The 20,829-nt window shown below is 60.1% G+C and carries 26 protein-coding genes and 1 tRNA gene; 9 read left to right on the forward strand and 18 right to left on the reverse strand.

Annotated features, from left to right (window positions below; genetic code table 11):
* From AB1576_11850 to AB1576_11865, 4 genes are all read left to right on the forward strand, one after another.
* Positions 1–948 (forward strand): branched-chain amino acid ABC transporter permease (locus AB1576_11850; GenBank protein ID MEW6082437.1); only part of this gene is annotated, 948 nt, incomplete at its 5' end.
* Positions 945–1,856, forward strand: a complete 912-nt coding sequence (locus AB1576_11855) for a branched-chain amino acid ABC transporter permease (GenBank protein MEW6082438.1) — start codon at positions 945–947, stop codon at positions 1,854–1,856. The genes AB1576_11850 and AB1576_11855, both read left to right, overlap by 4 nt.
* Positions 1,840–2,604, forward strand: a complete 765-nt coding sequence (locus tag AB1576_11860; protein ID MEW6082439.1) for an ABC transporter ATP-binding protein — start codon at positions 1,840–1,842, stop codon at positions 2,602–2,604. Before AB1576_11855 ends, AB1576_11860 begins: the two co-directional genes overlap by 17 nt.
* A 28-nt stretch (positions 2,605–2,632) precedes the next feature.
* Positions 2,633–3,346, forward strand: coding sequence for an ABC transporter ATP-binding protein (locus AB1576_11865; GenBank protein MEW6082440.1), 714 nt, complete (start codon positions 2,633–2,635; stop codon positions 3,344–3,346).
* 43 nt (positions 3,347–3,389) lie between these two features.
* Here the strand turns inward: AB1576_11865 and AB1576_11870 are convergent.
* The 9 genes from AB1576_11870 to AB1576_11910 form a co-directional block, all read right to left on the reverse strand.
* Positions 3,390–3,464: transfer RNA gene (locus AB1576_11870), tRNA-Arg, on the reverse strand.
* Between the two features lie 135 nt (positions 3,465–3,599).
* Positions 3,600–3,875, reverse strand: coding sequence for a TMEM165/GDT1 family protein (locus AB1576_11875; protein MEW6082441.1), 276 nt, complete (start codon positions 3,873–3,875; stop codon positions 3,600–3,602).
* A gap of 43 nt (positions 3,876–3,918) precedes the next feature.
* A complete protein-coding gene (argF, locus tag AB1576_11880; protein ID MEW6082442.1) occupies positions 3,919–4,848 on the reverse strand; it encodes an ornithine carbamoyltransferase in 930 nt (309 codons plus the stop codon).
* Positions 4,849–4,861: 13 nt separating this feature from the next.
* Positions 4,862–5,905, reverse strand: a complete 1,044-nt coding sequence (amrS, locus tag AB1576_11885; GenBank protein MEW6082443.1) for an AmmeMemoRadiSam system radical SAM enzyme — start codon at positions 5,903–5,905, stop codon at positions 4,862–4,864.
* The gene (gene amrA / locus AB1576_11890) at positions 5,889–7,181 is read right to left on the reverse strand and encodes an AmmeMemoRadiSam system protein A (protein MEW6082444.1); all 1,293 of its coding nucleotides are present in this window, start codon (positions 7,179–7,181) and stop codon (positions 5,889–5,891) included. The genes amrS and amrA overlap by 17 nt, the downstream gene beginning before the upstream one ends.
* 4 nt (positions 7,182–7,185) lie before the next feature.
* Entirely contained in the window at positions 7,186–8,556 is a 1,371-nt protein-coding gene (locus AB1576_11895; GenBank protein MEW6082445.1) for a glutamate mutase L, read from the reverse strand.
* Positions 8,557–8,566: 10 nt separating this feature from the next.
* On the reverse strand, positions 8,567–10,756 hold the full coding sequence (gene oraE, locus AB1576_11900) for a D-ornithine 4,5-aminomutase subunit OraE (protein MEW6082446.1): 2,190 nt from the start codon (positions 10,754–10,756) through the stop codon (positions 8,567–8,569).
* Positions 10,743–11,240: an ornithine aminomutase subunit alpha gene (locus AB1576_11905; protein ID MEW6082447.1), complete on the reverse strand. Its 498-nt coding sequence runs from the start codon at positions 11,238–11,240 to the stop codon at positions 10,743–10,745. The genes oraE and AB1576_11905 overlap by 14 nt, the downstream gene beginning before the upstream one ends.
* Before the next feature lie 13 nt (positions 11,241–11,253).
* Positions 11,254–11,970, reverse strand: a complete 717-nt coding sequence (locus tag AB1576_11910) for an N-acetylmuramoyl-L-alanine amidase (protein ID MEW6082448.1) — start codon at positions 11,968–11,970, stop codon at positions 11,254–11,256.
* 147 nt (positions 11,971–12,117) lie between these two features.
* On the opposite strand from AB1576_11910, the gene AB1576_11915 reads away from it, so the two are divergent.
* From AB1576_11915 to AB1576_11935, 5 genes are all read left to right on the forward strand, one after another.
* Positions 12,118–12,393 carry a YqhV family protein gene (locus AB1576_11915; protein ID MEW6082449.1) on the forward strand — a complete coding sequence of 92 codons (276 nt, stop codon included), beginning with the start codon at positions 12,118–12,120 and terminating at the stop codon, positions 12,391–12,393.
* The gene (locus AB1576_11920) at positions 12,390–12,851 is read left to right on the forward strand and encodes a DUF441 family protein (protein MEW6082450.1); all 462 of its coding nucleotides are present in this window, start codon (positions 12,390–12,392) and stop codon (positions 12,849–12,851) included. Before AB1576_11915 ends, AB1576_11920 begins: the two co-directional genes overlap by 4 nt.
* A 291-nt stretch (positions 12,852–13,142) precedes the next feature.
* A complete protein-coding gene (locus AB1576_11925) occupies positions 13,143–13,376 on the forward strand; it encodes a hypothetical protein (protein MEW6082451.1) in 234 nt (77 codons plus the stop codon).
* Between the two features lie 63 nt (positions 13,377–13,439).
* Positions 13,440–13,937: an outer spore coat protein CotE gene (cotE, locus tag AB1576_11930; protein MEW6082452.1), complete on the forward strand. Its 498-nt coding sequence runs from the start codon at positions 13,440–13,442 to the stop codon at positions 13,935–13,937.
* A gap of 40 nt (positions 13,938–13,977) precedes the next feature.
* Positions 13,978–14,517: a hypothetical protein gene (locus tag AB1576_11935; GenBank protein ID MEW6082453.1), complete on the forward strand. Its 540-nt coding sequence runs from the start codon at positions 13,978–13,980 to the stop codon at positions 14,515–14,517.
* 114 nt (positions 14,518–14,631) lie between these two features.
* Here AB1576_11935 and rpsI read toward each other — a convergent pair whose 3' ends face one another.
* The 9 genes from rpsI to rpsD form a co-directional block, all read right to left on the reverse strand.
* Positions 14,632–15,024, reverse strand: coding sequence for a 30S ribosomal protein S9 (gene rpsI / locus AB1576_11940; GenBank protein ID MEW6082454.1), 393 nt, complete (start codon positions 15,022–15,024; stop codon positions 14,632–14,634).
* Between the two features lie 30 nt (positions 15,025–15,054).
* Entirely contained in the window at positions 15,055–15,492 is a 438-nt protein-coding gene (rplM, locus tag AB1576_11945) for a 50S ribosomal protein L13 (protein ID MEW6082455.1), read from the reverse strand.
* A gap of 64 nt (positions 15,493–15,556) precedes the next feature.
* Complete coding sequence (gene truA / locus AB1576_11950) at positions 15,557–16,303, reverse strand: tRNA pseudouridine(38-40) synthase TruA (GenBank protein MEW6082456.1); 747 nt, start codon at positions 16,301–16,303, stop codon at positions 15,557–15,559.
* Positions 16,304–16,316: 13 nt separating this feature from the next.
* The gene (locus AB1576_11955; GenBank protein ID MEW6082457.1) at positions 16,317–17,120 is read right to left on the reverse strand and encodes an energy-coupling factor transporter transmembrane component T; all 804 of its coding nucleotides are present in this window, start codon (positions 17,118–17,120) and stop codon (positions 16,317–16,319) included.
* Positions 17,113–17,973, reverse strand: a complete 861-nt coding sequence (locus AB1576_11960; protein MEW6082458.1) for an energy-coupling factor transporter ATPase — start codon at positions 17,971–17,973, stop codon at positions 17,113–17,115. Before AB1576_11960 ends, AB1576_11955 begins: the two co-directional genes overlap by 8 nt.
* The gene (locus AB1576_11965) at positions 17,964–18,749 is read right to left on the reverse strand and encodes an energy-coupling factor transporter ATPase (protein MEW6082459.1); all 786 of its coding nucleotides are present in this window, start codon (positions 18,747–18,749) and stop codon (positions 17,964–17,966) included. Before AB1576_11965 ends, AB1576_11960 begins: the two co-directional genes overlap by 10 nt.
* A gap of 71 nt (positions 18,750–18,820) precedes the next feature.
* Positions 18,821–19,159 (reverse strand): 50S ribosomal protein L17, encoded by a 339-nt coding sequence (rplQ, locus tag AB1576_11970; protein ID MEW6082460.1) that lies wholly within the window; start codon positions 19,157–19,159, stop codon positions 18,821–18,823.
* Positions 19,160–19,194: 35 nt separating this feature from the next.
* Positions 19,195–20,142 carry a DNA-directed RNA polymerase subunit alpha gene (locus tag AB1576_11975; protein ID MEW6082461.1) on the reverse strand — a complete coding sequence of 316 codons (948 nt, stop codon included), beginning with the start codon at positions 20,140–20,142 and terminating at the stop codon, positions 19,195–19,197.
* A gap of 60 nt (positions 20,143–20,202) precedes the next feature.
* A complete protein-coding gene (rpsD, locus tag AB1576_11980; GenBank protein ID MEW6082462.1) occupies positions 20,203–20,829 on the reverse strand; it encodes a 30S ribosomal protein S4 in 627 nt (208 codons plus the stop codon).

Here is a 20,829-nt window from a genome sequence, read left to right on the forward strand (position 1 = left end):
GGGGGGGGGGCCGCCGGGGGGGGGGCCGCGGGGGCCCGCCGGCCCCCCCCCCGTGAAAGGATGGAAGGCATGGACATGCTGCCTCAACTCCTGGTTAACGGTTTGATCTCTGGAAGCAACTACGCCATGGTGGCGGCGGGCTACGCCATGGTGTACAGCATCCTGAAGATGATGAACTTCGCCCACGGCTACGTGGTCATGGTAGGAGCCTACTTGGCCTATGCCTTCATCGTGTGGTTAGGGCTCAACCTGGTCCTGAGTTTCCTCCTGTCCATGCTAATCTCGGGCATTTTGGGTTTTGGGATAGAACGCATAGGCTACAGGCCCCTGAGAAAGGCTGCCAGGTTAGCGCCCTTGATGACTGCCATTGGCATCTCCCTTCTTTTGGAGAGCATCGCCATGCTGATCTGGGGAGCCGACATCAGGGCCTACCCTCGTCCAATTGAGGCCGGGTACTACCTCCTAGGTGCCAGGATCACCCCGGTCCAGGTATCCATTATCGGGGCGGCGCTTGTATTCATGCTGAGCATGCACTGGCTGATCAACAAGACCCCCCTGGGGGTAGCGGTGAGGGCCACATCCGATGACCTTGAGATGACATCAATGATGGGGATAGACTCAAACCAGGTGATATCCATCGTCTTCGTGATCGGTGCTGCCCTGGCCGCGGTCTCGGGTATCCTGGTGGGGTACGAGGCTGACCTCCAACCCACCATTGGGTTGGTGGTTACTATCAAGGCCTTTGCCGCCGTAATCCTCGGTGGCCTAGGAAGCATCTACGGGGCCATCCTGGGAGGCCTCCTCATCGGCTTCGCGGAGAACCTGGGGGTCTGGTTCATCCCCGCTGTGTGGAAGGATGCCATTGCATATGTGATACTCCTGGCGATCCTCCTGGTCAAGCCCTCGGGGCTCCTGGGGGAACGCTACGAGGCGGAGACTAAACTATGATATATCACATCATTGTCCTGATGTGCATCTACGGGATACTTGCAATCAGCCTGAACCTTACGATAGGCTTCACTGGACTTTTCAACCTGGGGCATGCCGCGTTCTTCGGTATAGGGGCATATACCTCGGCCCTGCTAACCCGCGCAGGGTCTCCGGTTTGGATCGGACTCATGGCTGGCGCCCTCCTGGCAGGGCTGTCCGGCAGCTTCATCGGTTTTTCCACATTGAGGCTCCGCGGCGACTACCTCGCCATTGCCACTCTGGGCTTTGGTGAGATAATGAGGAGCGTATTCCGCAACTGGGTGGGACTCACGAGGGGGCCCATGGGACTGCCGGGCATACCTCGCCCTGAGATCCTTGGCTACCAGTTCTCCAGCATGCCCTCATACGTAGCTTTGATGCTGGGATTCCTTGTCTTGACCTACGTGGTCATCGAGAGGATGGTGAACTCGCCCTACGGCAGGGTGCTCAAGGGGATCAGGGAGGACGAGATCGCCGTCCAGGCCATGGGGAAGGATGTTGTGGGGTTCAAATTGGTGGCCCTTGTGGTGGGTTCCCTGTTTGCAGGCGTTGCGGGCAGCCTCTACGCCCACTACATCACATTCATAGACCCTACGAGTTTCACGCTGAACCAAACCATTTTCGTCCTGCTGATAGTGGTCTTTGGCGGGTTGGGCAGCAACGCGGGGTCACTGGTGGGCGTGTTCATCCTGGTCTTGATCAGGGAGTCCACACGGTTCTTCGGGCTGCCGCCATCCGTGTCCGCGCCACTTCAGCAGATAATGTTCAGCCTTATGCTGGTCATCATGATGCTGGTGAGACCCAATGGGCTCTTGGGTGAGAGGCGCCTTCACCTGAAGCCCAAGACTGCCAAGGGAATGGGTAGTGAACATGCTCAAGATAACTGAAGTGAACAAGCGTTTTGGAGGCTTGCAGGCCGTGGATAGTGTGAGCTTCGAGGTAGAGCGAGGCTCCATATGCGGGCTCATTGGGCCCAACGGATCAGGCAAGACAACCATCTACAACCTGATCACCGGCTTCTACAGGGTCGACAGCGGGGAGATAACCTTCAAGGGCGAGCCCATAACTGGCCTCAAGCCCCACGAGATCGTCAAGAAGGGGCTTGTTCGTACCTTTCAGGTGACCCGGGTCTTCCCCCGGATGTCCGTGATGGAGAATATGCTACTGGCGCCGGTTAGCTCTGGTGAAAGCGTGCTGGCGGTGCTGAGGGGCTCCCGGAGGGTGAATGAGGATGAACGCCTCTACAATGAGAAGGCCTTGAAGCTCCTGGATTTCGTGGAATTGACCCATCTCAGGAACGAGCTGGCCTGCAATCTCTCTTACGGGGATCAGAAGCGCCTGGAACTGGTCAGGGCCTTGATGACCGACCCGGAGATGGTGCTCCTGGACGAGCCCACCGCTGGTGTGAACCTGACCCTTGTGAATAAGATGATAGACTACATTCACCAGCTGAGGGATAAGGGGCTTACCTTTCTTCTCATCGAGCATCACATGAAGTTCATCATGAACCTCTCTGACAGGATCTTCGTGCTGGACCACGGGGCTAAGATCGCCGAGGGCAAACCGCCCGAGGTACAGTCCAACCCCAAGGTAATCGAGGCGTACCTCGGTGTGAAGCACAAGGTGATCAGCTAGGCCGTCTTATTCCAAAGGGGAAATGACCATGGCACTCCTAGAGTTGAACGATGTCAGCACCTCGTACGGCAACGTGGAGGCCCTAAAGAACGTGTCACTTGAGGTAACCGAGGGAGAGATAGTGACGCTTCTTGGGTCAAACGGAGCCGGGAAGAGTACTACGCTAAAGACCATATCGGGGCTCTTGAAGCCAAGGAGCGGTGAGGTTGTGCTGGATGGCCAGCGCATAGGTGGGTTGTCGCCCCACAAGATAGCGCTGTCCGGGATCGCCCATGTCCCCGAGGGCCGCAGGGTTTTCCCTAGTCTCACCGTGGAAGAAAACCTGGCCATGGGCACCTACGCCTTCAAGGGCAAGGCAGGGCTAGAGGAGTACAGGTGCCTGGTTTTCGACCTCTTCCCCCGGCTGAAGGAACGACTCAAGCAGAAGGGTCGCACCCTGAGCGGCGGCGAACAACAGATGCTGGCCATCGCCAGGGCACTCATGATGAGACCGAAGATCCTAATGCTGGATGAACCCTCTATGGGACTGGCGCCCGTTCTGACCGCGCAGATCTTTGAATCCATAGAACGCTTGAACAGGGAGGGCACCACGGTGCTCCTGGTAGAGCAGAATGCCCACGTGGCGCTGGAGGTAGCGCACCGCTGCTACGTGATCCAGACAGGCTGCATCGTCATGGAGGGCAATGCCGAGGACCTGCGGGGAAACGATATGGTGAGGCGTGCCTACCTAGGCGAGGAGTAAATATGTCACGCGGTAAAGCCCGCCAGCGGCGGGCTTGGTTATCTGGTGCGCCTGGCAGGAATCGAACCTGCGCACCCGGCTCCGGAGGCCGGCGCTCTATCCTCTGAGCTACAGGCGCATACACACATATCTAGTGTACCGCAAAGTAGATCCCCGGGCAAGCTGTACCTGGCACTTCCAGAATATGGCCGGGCAACGGCCACCTCTTGAGGCAACACCTTCAGGTCAGACGCCCCTCGTTCCCATAGCGACGCTACTTGCCCCTGGAAGCCAGGAGCAGGATGCCCACAACGACGAAGAACGCTCCCGCGATGGAACGGATAAGACGGACAGGTACCACCCTGGTTATTGCCTCCCCGAACACAACCCCCAGGAGGGAAGTGAGCACCAAGGCTGTGGAGGCCCCCAGGAACACCGCCACCGGGGACCTCGTCTGTGCAGCCAGCAACATGGTGGTGAGCTGGGTCTTGTCACCTAGCTCGGCCAGGAAGATCATGGCGAAGGCCGTGATGGATGTCCTCCAATCCACGTGTACTCCCCCACTCTCCAGCTTCCTGAAGGGAAGCTGGTCCTTACATCACCAGGGCAAGAATGGCCTTCTGCACGTGAAGCCTGTTCTCGGCCTCATCCCATACGACTGATTGTGGCCCGTCGATTACCTCGCCGGTAACCTCCTCGCCCCTGTGGGCTGGGAGGCAATGGAGGAACACCGCATCGTCCCGGGCATGGCTCATAAGTCCGGCGTTGACCTGGTAGGGCCTGAGTGCACCAAGACGCGCCTCCTTCTCCTCTTCCTGGCCCATACTGGTCCACACATCGGTATAGACCGCGTCAGCGCCCCGGACTGCCTCCACAGGGTCATTGGTGACGGCTATGGATGCCTTCGTGAGCTTGGCATCCTCCGTGGCTAGTCTCGTAATCTCGGGGTCCGGTTCGTATCCAGGCGGGCAACCGATAGTGACACTCACCCCGGTCTTCGCCCCACCGAACATCAGGGAGTGAGCCACGTTGTTGCCGTCTCCCACGTAGGCTATCTTCAGCCCCTTTAGGTGTCCCTTCTTTTCGTAGAGCGTCAGGTAGTCTGCCAGGGCCTGGCAGGGATGAAGCAGGTCTGTGAGCCCGTTGATCACGGGGATCGTGGCGTGCCGAGCCAGCTCTATGACATCACTGTGGCTGAAGGTGCGTATCATGATGCCATGTATGTAACGGGAAAGCACCTTGGCTGTGTCGCCTATGGTTTCTCCCCTCTTGAGCTGGAGGTCCTGGGCGCTGAGAAACAAGGGATAGCCACCCAGCTGGTACATGGCCACCTCAAAGGATATCCGGGTGCGGGTGGATGGCTTGTGGAATATGAGGCCCAGCGTCTTGCCCTGAAGGGGCTGGGGATGCTCCCCCGTCTTGTCCAGCACCTTGTAGTGGGCAGCGGTGGTGATGATCTGTGAAACCTCCTCAACGCTGAGGTCGTGAAGGGAAATCACATCCTTGCCCTTCATGTTCTGCATTTTTTCATCCTCCTCAACTCATTATGGAACCGGTTATGGCTATGGTTTGCCCGCATTGCGGGCACTGGGCCCCATGAGACAGGTCCCACTGGCCAAGATGCATTCCCTCACGGCAGATGAGAGCGTACCCGCACTGCGGGCAAAGGGTCGTGGAGCCCTCCCTGCCCGCCATGTTGCCCGTGTAGACATAGGACAAGTGCTCCCTGGCAACCTCCCAGGCCCTCTTCAGTGTGTCCAGCGGGGTCGCCAGCATACTGTAGCGGTAGTTGGGGAAGTACCGTGTGAGGTGCAGGGGAATGTCCTTGTCTATTGATGCCAGCCACCGGGCTAGGTCCGCCAATTCCTTCTCGTCATCGTTTAGACCGGGAATCACCAGGGTCGTCACCTCTACATGCCACCCCGCGCCACAGGCAACCTCCACTGTCTCCTTTACGGGTTCTAGACGCCCCTTGCAGTGCTTCCGGTAGAAGTCCTCAGTGAAGGCCTTCACATCTATGTTGGCGGCATCGATGAGATCCAGGAGTCCCTTAAGGGGCTCCCTGTTGATGAAGCCATTGGTCACCAGGACGTTCTTGAGTCCTTTCTGCCTGGCTAGAGCAGCTGTCTCCAGGACGTATTCATACCACATCAAGGGCTCGGAATAGGTGTAGGCCAGCCCCACGCAGCGGGGGTTACCCTCCCTGGCCTGCACGGCGTCTTGCACGGCCTCTTCAGGGAGAAGCCGGTAACTGGGGGCGTCCCTCTGGGAGATCTGCCAATTCTGGCAAAACCCGCACTTCAGATTACAGCCCAAAGTGCCCAGGGAGAGAAGGTAAGAACCAGGGTAGAAGTGGTAAAGGGGCTTCTTTTCTGTGGGGTCTAGCGCCCGCGCTGTGCACCTAGAGTAGTTTGTGGCCCACAGCCTGCCATCCTTGTTCAGGCGCACCCGGCACACGCCCCTCTGCCCTTGGGCAATTCGACAGTCCTGGGGGCACAGGTGGCAGTGGATGCGCTCCCCCGCCGCTTCGTAGTACATAGCCTCTCGCCCGGTGTCCATGGGTTCATCCTTTCCTTCCAAACCTCGTCACCTTGAACCGGTAGAGCCTCACCCCGTGCTCTCCCGGCCTGAGGCCCGCCTTCTGGCTGGCTATAGCCACCTGCTCCGCCGGGGTGTCCACCCCGTCAAGGCCGGGGAGGAGCACGCCACGCTTGTCTCCCTTCTCCACTATCACACCGTAGACCCTGGCGTCAAGGTCTCCAAGCCCGCTAACGGGCTCGGGCTCTCCAAGAACATCTACGCTGTATGTGAGAGAGCCCAGTTCCCAAGCCCTCAACGCGGGGAAGCGCGGATCCTGGGTGCCAGCGGCTATCGCATTCTCCACCACCTCCAAGGCAACACTCCCCTTGGTAGGGGCTATTGTCCCGATGCATCCCCTGAGGCGGCCCCGGGAGTGAATGGATACAAAGGCCCCTGCCAGCGATGAGAACTCTGGGGGAACATCATCTGGCTCGATGATCCTCCCGCACCTTACATAGGCCTCCAGGCTCCTGCGGGCCAAGGATACCAGGTAGTCCTGGGCGATAGCCTGGGCCACAAGGTATCCCACACCGAAGGGGCCTTCATAGGAGAGCACCTGGAACCCCCCACTGTCCTTAGCCACGCCGGAGAGCATCGCCACGGGCCTGAGCCCGCACTGGCCCGCCTGCTCCACCAGGTTCTCATCCATGTTCAGCAGCGCCCCGGCATCTCCCTCGCGTAGTGCCTTGACGACGAGGTCGTCGAAGACCTGCCCCATGCGGTGGTATCCCGCCGGGGCCCCGCACTTGAGGCGATGGGAGAGGTCGCCGCTGGCAATGAAGGCCACCCTCTTGGTGAAGGTTCTTGCCATTTCAAGACCCATCCGGTAGAGGGCACCGGTGGGCAACGCACCTGGTCCTAGAAGGACCAGGGGGGCGCTGACACCCGCCTTCCTGATGTAGTAAAGGGGGACCAGGAAGCCGTGGTCCAGGTCGGCCCGTGCCTCCCTCACTTCAAGGCCGGTCTGGGTCGCTGCCCTGATTACCTCCTGCCGGGTGCCGGCATCCAGGCTGAACTCCAGCGACACCTCCGGAGCCCCGAAGGCTCCGAGGGTACCCCTCACCTGGTCACCCGAAACCACACCTATTGCGTCCCAGTACTGAAGCCCATGAGGTCCAGCCATCACCAGTACTTCGGGTTCGGTGGATCGAACCGTCTTGGACAGCTGTTCCATCGCGTTGACCGTAGCCTCGACCTCACGCAGGCTTTCCCGGCCAACCTCCGGCACTATTACTGGGGGATGAGGACACAGCCCCGCAAAAACCACAGTTGCCACGGCATCACACCCCTCTGTGGACTCCTGTGCTCTCGCAAAGAAGACTTGCCGCAGCCTTGGGCCACCGAGTCGACAGTACTCCGCATGCCGCCATGACATAGTTGCCATCCAGCAGGACCCGGGCATCCCGGGGATACATCTCCCTGCCTGGCCCCGGGACCGTGAGCGCCTCCAGGGCTTCTTTCCCCCCGGGCAGCCTGGTAAGGGGTCCCCCAGTCCCCACGATCCACTCGACTCTCCCCAGGTCCCTGCCCTCCGCTACCACAGATCGGCCTCCAGGCCCGTAGACCTCCTTGAGGCGGCCAGCATGCCGTGCCACTGCCAAGCCCACAGCCTCCTTGGCCAAGCGGGCTACCAACCTCTCTTCTAGAGGGGTAGAGGGCATGGTGTGCATTGATGCTAGCACCTCCCGGGCATCCAGTCCCAGGTCTTTCGAAAGGTCCTCCTCACCGATGATGTTTACGATGTGAACCGCATTGCGCCGGACACCCAGGTCACCCTCGACAGTTCGTTTTCTGAATGGCTCAGGAAAGGTGGAGATCCTTCGTAGTTCCTCCGAGCCCTCCGTGATGGAGTGCACGTCAGTGGTGGCTCCCCCTACATCAATGGTCATCAGGTCTCCGAGCTCACGGTAAAGGAGGGTTGACGCCTCCATCACCGCCCCCGGGGTGGGCAACAATACCCCTGAAAGCCCCTGGCGGATCCGGGCCATCCCGGGGGCCTCGGTTATCCTCTCCTCAAATACCCGCTGTATCACCATGCGGGCAGGCTCAACATCCAGCTGGTCTATGGCGGGGTATACGTTTTCCGCGGTCTCCACCCTGCGCCCCTGGCTGCGCAGGATATCGACGACCTCCTGGCGCGCGCTGCTGTTGCCCGCGAAGACCACCGGTATGCGGGCGTGCACTGCCGCCAGGGCCCTGGCGTTGGCAACCACGGTGTTGCGGTCTCCATGCTCAACGCCCCCGGCAAGGAGGATTATCCCCGGAGACAGCCGGGATACTTCCTCCAGGTCCCAGCGGCTGAGGAGCCCTGCCGTGACCATCTTCACTATAGCTCCCGCTCCCAGGGCAGCCTCCCGCGCAGCCTTCACCGTCATGTCGTAGACCAGGCCGTGCACGCTCATGACCAGGCCGCCCGCGGCGCTGGAGCATGCCATGAGAGGAAGCCCCTGCGCCATGGGGCCCAGGGCTCTTATGGCTTCGTTGAGGCCTAGGCGGGCATCACCCTGGTCTACGGTGGTCTCTACCGTAACCTGGCCCACCAGGCTTGGCTGGCCTGTTTCGATACCCTCGAAGGCACTGACCACAGTGGTAGTACTGCCGATCTCCGCCACCAGGACATCCGGCCGGGCCCCGTCCATATTCTTCTTCACCAGGATGCCTTTACCTCCTCCCTTCGAGCCCCCGTGCCCTACGAGCCTTGACCAGGAACGAGGCAACCTCAATGCCTTTGGCGCCCCGGCCGAACCCGCCGTCCAGTCCACACTCCCGAGCCATCTCACCGGTGACCTGGGTGCCCCCGGCCAAAAGCACCAGGCGCTCCCTGATCCCTGATTCCTGGGCATACTGGCTGAGCCTCCGCATATTGCGCCTGTGAACATCCCCATGGGTGATTATGGTGCTCATGAGTATGGCGTGAGCGTCGACCTCCCGGGCGGCATCCACCATCTTGTTCACGGGCACTGATGTGCCCAAGTAAAGGCAGGAAATCCCGAACTTCTCGATGCCCCCGTGCTTGATGTCGAGGATCTCCCGCATGCCCATGGAGTGCTCGTCCTCGCCGGCCGTGGCCGCCACAACCCTCATGGGGGCGAGCAGTATCGCCTCCCTTATTTCCTCTTCCGCTAGGAGCGGTTCTCTCCTAGGCATCTCGAGCGTGGAAGGGTCTAGGTCCCAGGGAACCCGTCCCTTCACCTCCACCAGCGTTGCCTCGGCTGGGTGCATAACCCTGGCATATGTCACCTCGGGCTCCTGTAACCCCATTCTGGCTGCGGTCTCCAAGCCAGCCGCCTGGGCCACACCGGTAGCCGCGGGGAACAGCATGGTCACAGTGATGATGCCGTCAGCCCTCCATTGCACCTCCGGCCGCAGCACTTCACCATTGCGATGACGTTCGGTGAGGGCCATCCTGACCCTCACGTTATCTTCAGGGTCCAGCTCGTCAATGTAAGGAATCCGCTCAGGGCGGCAAAGCGTGCACCCCCCTATAAATTTGCAGGGTGGGTCGCCGCCGGGCATGTTCTGGCCAAAATGGGAGCACACAGGGGCAAGGTAGTCCGCATCCCTTGGGATGACACTGCCGGCCCCCACACCCCCTCCAGGGTCTCTCTTTATCCCGTCGCCTTCCCTGTCTGGATAGAGCCCCGAGTCCACGAAGAACCCCTGGCTCACAGCCTGGAAGTAGCCTCCCACCCCCAGGATGTCCTCCAACAGCAACAAGGCCCGCTCCTGGATCTCCCTGACCGCATCCCTCAGGGGCCCGTCCCACCTGAGACTGACCATTTCCTCCAGTCCATCCAGCCCGGTGAGCGCCTGCTTCGCCGTGTCCACGGCTGCCACGCTGTTGTGATGCCAAGGCACGTTCCTGCCCTCGTCCGGGGTAATGGTGCTCTGGATGTCTGCCGAGGTTAGCCTAGATATGAGCACATCCAGGACATGGGTAACCGTGGCTTCCCTGGGGTCTGCCTCCATATAGCGCGTGTTCATCTGAGCCCTGAACCGGAAGCCGGGAAAGAACTGGCGCAAGGCTACGGCGTAAGGCAGGTCCAGGCGAACCTTGGGCGCCGGGGGGGCCGTGGGGGGCACCGTGCTCAGGTAGATCATGTCCGGGGGCATCCCGACCATCTCGGAGAAGGCAGCGTTGATGGCGTGTTGCACCATGAGCTCCGGCATTACCTTCCAAGCCTGCCGGGCAGTGGCATTGGCGTTGTGGGCACCGTCTATCTGGATGATGCCAGCGCCAGTCATGACCCTCTTGGCCTCCGCGGCATCAACGAAGGACCTTACCATGTTCACGTTCCGGTATAACACATTGTACTGGGGATCCTGGTGAGCCCCCCCAAGTCCCTCCTCGGCAAAGAGCACGGCCATCTCGGGACCCGCTAGGCCACTCACGTAGGAATGAAGGTTGATGGGGCGACCCACCTCGTCTTCGATAAGGTCCAGCGCGCTCCTGGTGGCCCTGAGCTGCTTGCGGGTGATAGGTACCCCGCCTACACCCTCAGGGGTTCCCTCTAAAAGGCCGTCCACATGACTCTGACCTGCAGTGCGTATCACCATCACGTGGTCCGCACCGTGCCAGGCCGCCATGCGCATTCGCCTGAGGTCATCCTCAAACCGCCCGGAGGCTATCTCTGTGCTGATGGTGCAGTCAGGCTGGGGGTCAATCCCCCCGAAGTGCCTCGCCGCAGGAAGGGGCACACCCTTGGATAAGGGTGAGGAGGATTCCCGGTACTGGAAGGGCCCGAGCACAGAACCGTCAGGACGCCTTGGAATCCATCCTTGCCGCCTGGGGCGGTAGGCTTTAAGCCCCCTCAAGAGGGCCATCACGTCCAGGGGCTCACTGGGTGTCATGTATGCCGGAGACCCTGGTACCCGGCCCTTCTCCCCTCGGGGGTGGGCAGTTGAAGGCCAGGGCAGCCGCTTCCCACCCTTCGCCACGGCCAAGCCGCCGGAGGGCTTCAGCCGGGTCGCTTGCGGTGATCTGGGCCACCCGGAGCACCACATGGCCAGCTCCCTTGCCCATTAGGCCAACGTCGAGGCATCTTTCCACGATGGCCTGGGCCTCCAGGCTAGTCGCGCCCATCCTCATGAGCACTGACCTCTCGATGGAAGGGGTAGTATGTGTCCTGGCCATTTCCACCAGGGGGCTCACCGCCTCACGAGCGGCAGACCAGAACCTCTGCCTGAGTTCATCGGCGCTAAGGTGGGCCAGCGCCGCGCGGCGCTCCGCGAAGTGTTTATCGATGCCTGTCATGGGACCACCTCCGAGAAAGCCCCTGGAGCGGTCCAGGGGCGGTGACCTGGGCTCAAGGCCCGGCAACTGTATTGTTCTCATTTCCGGGACACTTCTACTCGGATCCCCGGAAGAACGAGGCCAGGCCCATGAAGATGGCCCAGGCGACCCTCCTCTGGTAGCCCTCCGTCTGCAGCAACCGGGCCTCTTCGGGCTGAGACAGGAAACCGACCTCCACCGTCACAGCCGGGATCTCCAGGTTCTTCAGGACGTAGTGATCGATCTTCTGCGAAGCCTCCCTGCTGGTTCGCCCTGTGTGTTCCACCAGGGCCTTCTGGACAGAGAGAGCCAGGGGCTCGTTGAGAGGGTGTCTGCCCGCAACGTAAAAGGTCTGGGCCCCTCCCCACCTTGGAGAGGGAAACGCGTTACAGTGTATACTCAGGAAGACGTCAGCCCCAGATGCGTTTCCCAGGGCGACCCTGGCCTCCAGATCACTTCGCTCACGCCAGCCCTCCCCGCTGTGGCTCATGTCAGTATCCGTCTCCCTGGTCATCGTCACCTCGGCCCCACTGACCTCAAGATACCCCCTGAGGTAGTGCGATATCTCCAGCACTATGTGTTTCTCCACACCACCATTACCGCTTGCCCCGGGATCCCATCCCCCGTGCCCAGGATCTATGACCACCACCTGTTCTTCGAATAGAGCCAATGCACCTACGCTGCAAGGCCTGCCACTGAGAGCACCGGCCAGGAGCCCCAGGATGCACAGGATGAGCAGCCCCACCAGGGAAAGATGCCTTCGGCTTATAGACAAGAGAACGTAGCGCTTCATTCGCCCTCCCTCCTCGCTCGCTAATGATGCTATGCGGCCCCAGGTCCGGGGATAACAGCCCATCTACAGGACAAGGTTGCCGGATCCGGTCTATGGGACACCTTGCCCACATAGCCTTCAGTGAAGTCCAGCAAAGGAGGCCAGGGAGTGGCAGGTAAAACCCTGCTGGGAATGTGCCTGTTAAGAGTCCTCTCGGGCTGCATCGAGCTCAGCGCCGCGATGCTTATGTGGCACTTCGGGAGTATTCCGGTGGCCTTGCGGATCAACGGTGTTCTGGGTGTGTGCGGGCCGTTGGTGCTTCTTCTTGCCACGGGGCTTGGCCTGTCGTCTCTGGCCGGCCAGGTGCCGCCCTCGCGACTTCTGTTGATCCTCGCTGGGGTTTCCCTTATATTCCTAGGCACACGTTGGGGGGAGGTGCCGTGAGGCCCATCGCTGAACAGTTGCCTCTCATCCTGATGTTCCTGCTAGGGGTCGGCATCAGAAACAGTCTCCTCGCCTCGGCTGCTGGCATACTCCTGGTGCTCTCCTTTTTGCAGCTACAGCCAGCCCTTCTCTTATTGGAGAAGCGTGGCGTGGAACTCGGGCTCCTCCTGTTAACCCTGGCGCTCCTGCCCCCCTTTGCCTCAGGCAAGATCACGCCAGAAGACCTCAAGGCCTCCTTGTTGAGCCTGCCCGGCCTGGTGGCGGTAACCGGGGGAGCGGTCGCAGCTGTGCTCAATAGCCGTGGTGTGCAGCTACTGGCCATTTGCCCGGAAATCGCCACGAGTGTTATCGTGGGTTCCATCGCCTCCATCCTCCTGTTCGGCGGCATCCTGGTAGGACCGGTAATGGCCGCCGGGGTCACCGCCGTGTTCCTAAGCTCCCTATCCCTCATCCAGTAGTTTCCTCTTTCTGCCCAACCCTCAGGACAAGGTGCATTACTCTGTCCCCCCCCGCATAGCCTGAAGTCAGGCATGGCAGAACTTACCAATTATGTTAAGGGGAGGGGGACTATGTCTTCAATATTAGTACCCGCACAAGGACCACTGCGTTGCAGGAGGCGTTGAACCTCTCCATTGTCCCCAGGAGGGCGGCGGACTGTTCGGGCGTGTCCATCCTGACGCTTGAAGGCAGGCAGATCATCCCCATCGTTTTGGGAGGTTCAAGCCGACTGCATCCGGGGAAGAACCGGTATGAGCATGGAATTGCTCAACACAATCACAAAGGGCACGGCGCTGAGCGTGATAAGGGTAGGGAGTATGTCTCTCTTCAAGAACCAGCCTCCAGACGTGCCTGCCTATATCATCCCCCGGATGGGGCCTTTCCTGTGCACGGAGGTGTTTGGGCCTCTTGACGGTGATCTGGCCAAGTGGGGACGAGGCTTGGGCATGGCCTTCTGTGGCGAAGGGACACACCCAGACATATGATGATTAGCGGGTGGAAGTGAGGGTGGACTTTATTTCAAGAACAGTGTCCAGGGGGTGATTGGTGTGCATGGCGGCGCAAAGAGCATGGGATACAGGGAGATTCTTACGAAGGCTGTATGCGGGTACGGGGTCAAAGCCTTCAGGCTCGAGCGGATCCTTACCGTTCCCGAGGGCAGTGTCCCAGGTGAGGTCCTGGGATGCCTTTTCACACAGGTATCGGAGCCTGAAGCCTCCCCTCCGGAGAGGTCAGGGCAGAATGTGGTGTCGGTCCCCATCTCCGGAAGGTTTGACGTGAACGTGTGGTACTCGTACAACAACCGGCAGGGCACGGCCCTGGCAAAAGAGACGGTTCGCTACACGGAGTTCATTCCCATCACGGAGTGGAGCAGCACCGCCCTGGGGAGCCTGGAAGCCAAGGCGCGTGCGGTGCAGGTTCCTGAATGCTCCGATGTGAGCATCGTATCCCAAAACCGCGTCAGGGTCACGGTAGAGTTCTCCGTGCAGGCAGAGGTCATTGGAGAGACCAAGATAGCAATAGAGGTGTTTGACGCACCCCGGTGAGCCGCTGGGCGGTTTTCGCCTGGAGAGGAGGGTGCCCTCCATGGGATCCCGTGAGCCCGTGCTGGGGGAGTTCCGGGAGATCTTCACCAGGGTGGTATGGGGATGGGGTCAATCCAGGATCGTCAAGACCATGCGTGCGCCCATCCAAGGCGTCACACCTAAGAGGGTACTGGGGTGCCTGGTGGATGGCTTCAGGGTTGATTCCGCTGTCCTGGACGTCCGGGATCCCCGTGTGGTGAGACTGCGGGGGTCCCTGGCAGCCCATGTCTGGTGCACAGGTGTTAACCCTGGAGAGACTCGCGCTGTTGATGTCAGGATTCCCGTTACGGAGGAGATCCCCTGGACACACCTGGGAGATAAACCCATTGAGGCGCCCCAGGTTACGGTAACCGTCCTGAGTGAACCCGCCTGCAACTGGGCAAGGCCCCAGGCTGGATCTGTCGAGCTGGAGGCAGAAGCTGTGGTCAGGGTTGACGTTGTAGGCTTCGAATGGATCTGGGTAAGGGCGGTCCAGCCGGGGGCAGGAGGCGGTGATAACACCACTGGCGATAACCGGGACGTGAATCAACCGGAGGGCTAGGCCTGCAGGTTCCCAGGCATACCACTGGCCTAAAGCGTGCTCACACGAAGGCTCCATGCCTGGGAGGCATGGGCCCACAAAATGAAGAAACCCCGTGATACCGGGGTTCCTCGTCTAGCGCTTGGAGAACTGCGGAGCCTTTCTGGCCTTCTTCAACCCGTACTTCTTCCTCTCCTTGACCCTGGCATCCCTGGTGAGAAGACCCACTCTCTTCAGTGATGTCCTAAGGCCCACATCCAGCAGGCACAAGGCCCTGGCTATTCCGTGCCTTACCGCACCCGCCTGGCCGGAAACCCCTCCCCCGCGTACTGTTGCGAACACGTCATAACGGCCAAAGGTGCTGGTAAGCCGTAGCGGTTCGGTTACCTGGGTCTGCAGGGTAGAAAGACCAAAGTAGTCCTCAATGGGCCTGTCGTTTATGGTAATCCGGCCGTCCCCTGGCATGAGACGAACCCGGGCTATGGCTTCTTTGCGCCTTCCCGTGGCAGTGAATTGCGACATTGCCATCCATTCAAACCCCCTTTCCTGGAGGAACTGTCAGGAGTCTAGATCCCATGCTTGCGGTGCCTGGGCCTCGTGAGGATGGGTTGATCCTCGGTAGACCTTGAGCTTCTTGGCCATTTGTCTTCCTAGCTTGTTGTGGGGGAGCATGCCCTTGACAGCCATTTCGATCGCTTTCTCGGGATTGTCCGCCAGGAGCTTCTCGTAGGGTGTCGCCTTCAGGCCCCCGGGGTAGTTGGAATGCCGGTACCACATCTTCTGCTGGGGCTTATTGCCCGTCAGGAGAATCTTCTCGGCATTGACTACGATCACGTGATCCCCGGTATCCAGGTGAGGGGTGAAGGTAGGCTTGTGCTTGCCCCTCAGCACCAGGGCCACCCTGGCGGCCAGGCGCCCTAGGGGCTTGCCCGTGGCATCCACCACGTACCAACGGCGGGTGATCTCCTTAGGCTTTGCCATGTAAGTCGTGCGCATCTTGCTCCTCCTTGTCCTCGGCCCCGCGGGCACAACCCCATTCTATAACAGAGCCCATGGGCTGTCAAGAATACCTTACCTGTTCAAGACAGAGACCGGAGGCAGGAACGGTAGGCCCAGCCATGCCCCTCTCCCCAGTCTCCAGGGCATGGCGGACATCCCCAGGGGTGAGCCGCCCCCGCCCTGTCTCCAGCAGTGTCCCCACGATGATCCTGACCATATTGTAGAGGAACCCATCAGCCTCCAGGTAGAATCTGAGAAATGGTCCCTCCTCATTCACATCCAGCCGGTTGAGGGTCCGGACGCTTCCCTTCACGGAGCTGCCCATAGCCCTGAATGCCCGGAAATCGTGCTCCCCTACCAGGACATTTGCCGCCTCCACCAAGGGATCCATGGAGAGGTCCTCCCAGAAATGGTAGCTATACTTGCTGTAAAAGGGCGACCGCCGCCTGTCCCTCCATACAGTGTAGCTGTAGAGCTTGGAGACTGCCTCGTACTGGGGGTGGAAGCCCGTGGGTACTTCAACCGCGTCCCACAGAGCGATGTCCGCTGGCAGCCGGGCATTTGCTGCTTCAGGTATTCTCTCCGTCGGAATGTTCCCTTCCAGGGAGAAGCACACTACCTGTCCCACGGCGTGTACTCCTGCATCGGTTCTCCCCGCCCCCACTACCCTTAGAGGGTGCCCTGCGATGAAGGAGAGGGCGCTCTCCAGTTCTCCCTGGATTGTGGCGAGGCCCTTCTGGCGCTGGAACCCTGCGTATGCCGTGCCGTCGTATTGCACCGTGGCCTTTATGTGCCTGGAACGACTCAAGAAGGCCCCCCCCTTAGAGCAACAAGCGGCCTAGCACAATGCTGCTCGCCATGATGGCACTGAAGACCGTCAAGGCCACGTAGTCCGCCAGGCCAAGTCTCAACTGCTTCATCCTGGTGCGGTTCTCGCCCCCGCGGTAGCACCGGGCCTCCATGGCCAGGGCCAGGTCATCCGCCCGGCGGAATGCCCCCACGAACAGGGGTACTAGGAGGGGCACCATACCCCTGGCGCGTTTCACGATATTGCCGCTCTCGAAGTCCGCTCCCCTGGCCATTTGGGCCTTCATAATCTTTTCGGCCTCCTCCAGCAGGGTGGGGATGAACCGTAGAGCGATGGTCATCATCATGGCCAGCTCATGGGCGGGGACACCCAGGGGCTTGAAGGGCCTCAGGAGTGCCTCTATACCGTCAGTGAGGGCAATGGGGGATGTTGTGAGCGTCAGGAGGCTGGTGGTACTGATGAGCAACAGGAGCCGGGACGCCATGAACGCGCCTTGAACGAGCCCCTGCCGGGAGCCGGTCAAGGGACCCAGGGTGAACAGGGGCTCCCCCTTGGTGAAGAACACGTGGAGTACCAGGGTGAAGGCCAGGATGAACAGGATTGGCCTGAGGGTTCTTAGCACAAGCCTGACCGGAACCCTGGATAGGAGTATCGCCCCCAGGGAGAATGCGCTCAGGACACCGTAGGCTGGCACCCCTTTTACCAGGAACAGCACAACAATGTATATGATGGCCATGACGATCTTCGTCCTGGGGTCGAGCCTGTGGCTGAGTGACTCAACCGGGTAGTACTGGCCTAAGACCACGTTCCTAAACACTTGTCCGGCCCTTCTTCCACTCCAGTATTGAATCCCTAGCCTCCTCCACAGTGAGCGCCCCACGCTTGACAGGAACACCCTTAAGGGCCAGCTGGCTCATTAACCTGGTCATCTGCGGGACGTCAAGGCCCATTCCCCGGAGCAACTGGTCCTGAAGGAAGACCTCCCTGGGAGGGCCCTCCAGAACCACCCTGCCCTTATCCATGACCACAAGGCGTTCAACCAGCCTCGCTATCTCCTCCATGCTGTGAGACACAAGGATAACCGTAATGCCTCTCTCGGAGTGAAGGTCCTTGATCCTGCCCAGTATCTCGTCACGGCCCTGAGGGTCCAGGCCCGCCGTGGGCTCGTCCAAGACCAGGTACTTGGGCTCCATGGCCAGGACCCCTGCCATAGCCACCCGCCGCATTTGCCCGCCGCTGAGCTCGAAGGGGGACCTTTCCGCGAGGTCTTCACCCACTCCCACCAGCCCCAGGGCCTCTTTTACCCGGCGTTCGATCTCCTCTTCTGCCAGCCCCAGGTTTCTGGGGCCGAAAGACACGTCCCGGCGCACAGTCTCCTCAAATAGCTGGTGTTCGGGGTACTGGAAGATGAGGCCAACCTTGCGGCGGACGTCCCTCCAGGAGGCCTTGTCCCTGAACACGTCCGCACCATCCACAAGAACGCGGCCTGCCGTGGGTTTCAGAAGCCCGTTGAAGTGTTGTATGAGTGTGGACTTGCCGGAGCCCGTGGGCCCGATTATACCTAGAAACTGCCCGTCCGGGATAAAAAGGTTTACGCTGGCAACAGCCCTTACTTCAAACTTGGTCCCTGGCATGTAGGTGTGGGCGAGGTCTTGCACCACTATTGGCATAGGTGCTCCACCATCTCGTCCACAGTGAGGAGGTCTCCAGGGACATCCAAGCCTGCCGCTCGGAGTTGCTGAGCTAGCACCAGGACCTGCGGGACGTCAAGGCCCATTCCCCTGAGGAGGTCAACCCTGGAGAAAACCTCGGACGGGGAGCCCGCCATGGCTACCTGTCCACCCTCCATCACCAGCACCCTGTCAGCATCCACGGCCTCCTCCATGAAGTGGGTGATGAGGATGACCGTTATGCCCTCCCCGTTCAGCGTCTTGATGGTGGAAAGCACCTCAAGGCGTCCCTGGGGGTCTAGCATAGCCGTGGGTTCGTCCAGTATGATGCACTCTGGCCTCATGGCCAGGATCCCAGCGATGGCAACTCGCTGTTTCTGGCCTCCTGACAGCAGGTGTGGGGCGAAACTGGCGTAGCCAGCCATGTCTACGGCTTCCAGGGATTCCGTCACCCGCCTCCTGATCTCTCCAGGATCAAGGCCCAGGTTCTCTGGACCAAAGGCAACGTCCTCCTCCACAACTGCCGCGACAAGCTGGTTGTCCGGGTTCTGGAATACCATTCCCGCAGATTGCCTAACGTTCCAGAGATTCTCCGGCCTCCGTGTATCCATCCCCCGTACCCACACAGCACCCTCTGTGGGCAAAAGCAGTGCATTTAGGTGTTTTGCCAGGGTGGACTTGCCCGAACCGTTCCGCCCAATTATGGCGATGAACTCGCCTTTTTTCACGTGAAACTCAACACCAGTTAGGGCAAGGATCTCACCTTGGTCACCCAAGCTGTAACGATGGCCGAGATTCTCGGCCTCAACTATGTTTGCGGTACCGCTCAAGGCATTCGCCTCCCAGGCTACACCAGTTCCACCACAGCCATGGGAGCCCCGTCGCCCCTCCTGGGCTCCGTTTTGGATATGCGGGTGTACCCACCCTGGCGGTTGGCGTAGCGCGGTCCCAGGGACTCGAAGAGTTTTGTGACCACATCCTCATCCGTCAGGTAGGCTAGGACCTGCCGCCGCGCGTGCAGGTCCCCGCGCTTGCCCAGGGTGATCATCTTCTCGGCTATGGAACGCACCGTTTTCGCCTTGGTCTCTGTTGTCTCAATTCTCTCCTCCCGCAAGAAGGAGGTTACTATGTTCCTCAACAGGGCCCTGCGCTGGTCAGACGGGCGCCCGAACTTGCTCATTCCCATGAATGTGACACCTCCTGCGAGACCTCGCCAGCCCGTCAGTCCTCTGAGGGCTTAAGGCCCAGCCCCAGGTTGGCCAGCTTGATCTTGACTTCTTCCAGTGACTTCTTACCGAGGTTTCGCACCTTGATCATCTCTTCATCAGTCTTCTCCGTGAGTTCGCCAACGGTGTTAATCCCGGCCCTCTTAAGACAGTTGAATGAGCGGACAGACAGCTCCAACTCCTCAATGGGTGTCTCCAGGAGGCGGCTCCGCTCGTCCTCCTCACGGTCCGCCGTTATCTCGATCTCCTCTGTCGTATCGGTAAGCCCAACAAAGAGCTTCAGGTGCTCCATCAGGATCTTGGCCCCCAGGCTCGTTGCCTCCTCGGGGGATATGGTTCCGTTGGTCCATACCTCCAGGGTCAGGCGGTCGTAGTCCGTAACCTGCCCCACCCGGGTGTCTTCCACGCTGTAGTTAACCCGCCTTATGGGCGTGAAGATGGAATCCAGCGGGATAACCCCAATGGGCTGCTCGCCCTTCTTGTTGCGCTCCGCGGGAACGTAACCGCGCCCCTTTTCCACGATCATCTCCATGACAAGCCTTCCGCCCTTGGCCAGGGTGGCTATGTGGAGGTCAGGGTTGAGTATCTCCACATCCGCATCGGTAGCGATGTCAGATGCCGTGACCTCGCCCTCAGCCTCAGCCTCAATGCGGATCACCTTCGCCTCGTCGCTGTGTATCTTAAGGTAGAGGCGCTTGAGGTTGAGTATTATATCGGTGGTGTCCTCGATAACACCGGGTATGGTAGAGAATTCGTGGAGCACGCCCTCGATCTTGACGGATGTCACCGCCGCACCTGGCAAAGACGACAGGAGGATCCTCCTAAGGGAGTTCCCCAGGGTGATCCCGTAGCCCCGTTCCAGGGGCTCAATCACGAACCTCCCGTAGGAGTTGTCCTCACTGATCTCCCAAACCTCGATCTTAGGTTTCGCAATCTCGATCATCCACTCGGACCCTCCTTGGCACAGGAATTCTTCCTTGGGCCCCACAGGTCATTCGGCGGTTTATCTGGAATAGAGCTCCACGATCAGGTGTTCCTCCACTGGGATATCTATGTTCTCACGGTTCGGATACCGGAGTACCTTGGCTGCCATGTTATCCACGTCCACCTCAAGCCACTCGGGGAAGCTGCGGCCCTTGGCGAACTCCTGGAGTTCCTTCATCCTGGCATCATCGCGGAACTTGGGCTTCACAGCGACAATGTCGCCCTGCTTGACCAAGTACGATGGGACATCGACCTTCTTGCCGTTGACGGTGAAGTGCCCGTGCCTTACCAGCTGGCGAGCTTCCGCCCTCGAGGCCCCAGCCCCCATCCTGTGGACCACGTTGTCAAGGCGCCTCTCCAGCAACTGTAGAAGGATCTCGCCGGTCACACCCCGGGATTGCTCGGCCTTCCGGAAGTACCTGCGGAATTGCGCTTCGAGCACTCCATAGACCTTCCGGACCTTCTGCTTTTCCCTGAGCTGGATCCCGTACTCCGATACCTTCTTCCTACCCTGGCCGTGCTCCCCAGGGGGATAGTTCCTCTTGTCAACAGGACACTTGGGTGTATAGCACTTTTCGCCCTTGAGGAAGAGTTTGCCTCCCTCGCGGCGGCATTGCCTGCACACTGCCTTTGTATACCTAGCCAC

This window comes from Bacillota bacterium, from assembly GCA_040754315.1.
Classification (GTDB): domain Bacteria; phylum Bacillota; class Sulfobacillia; order DUSP01; family JBFMCS01; genus JBFMCS01.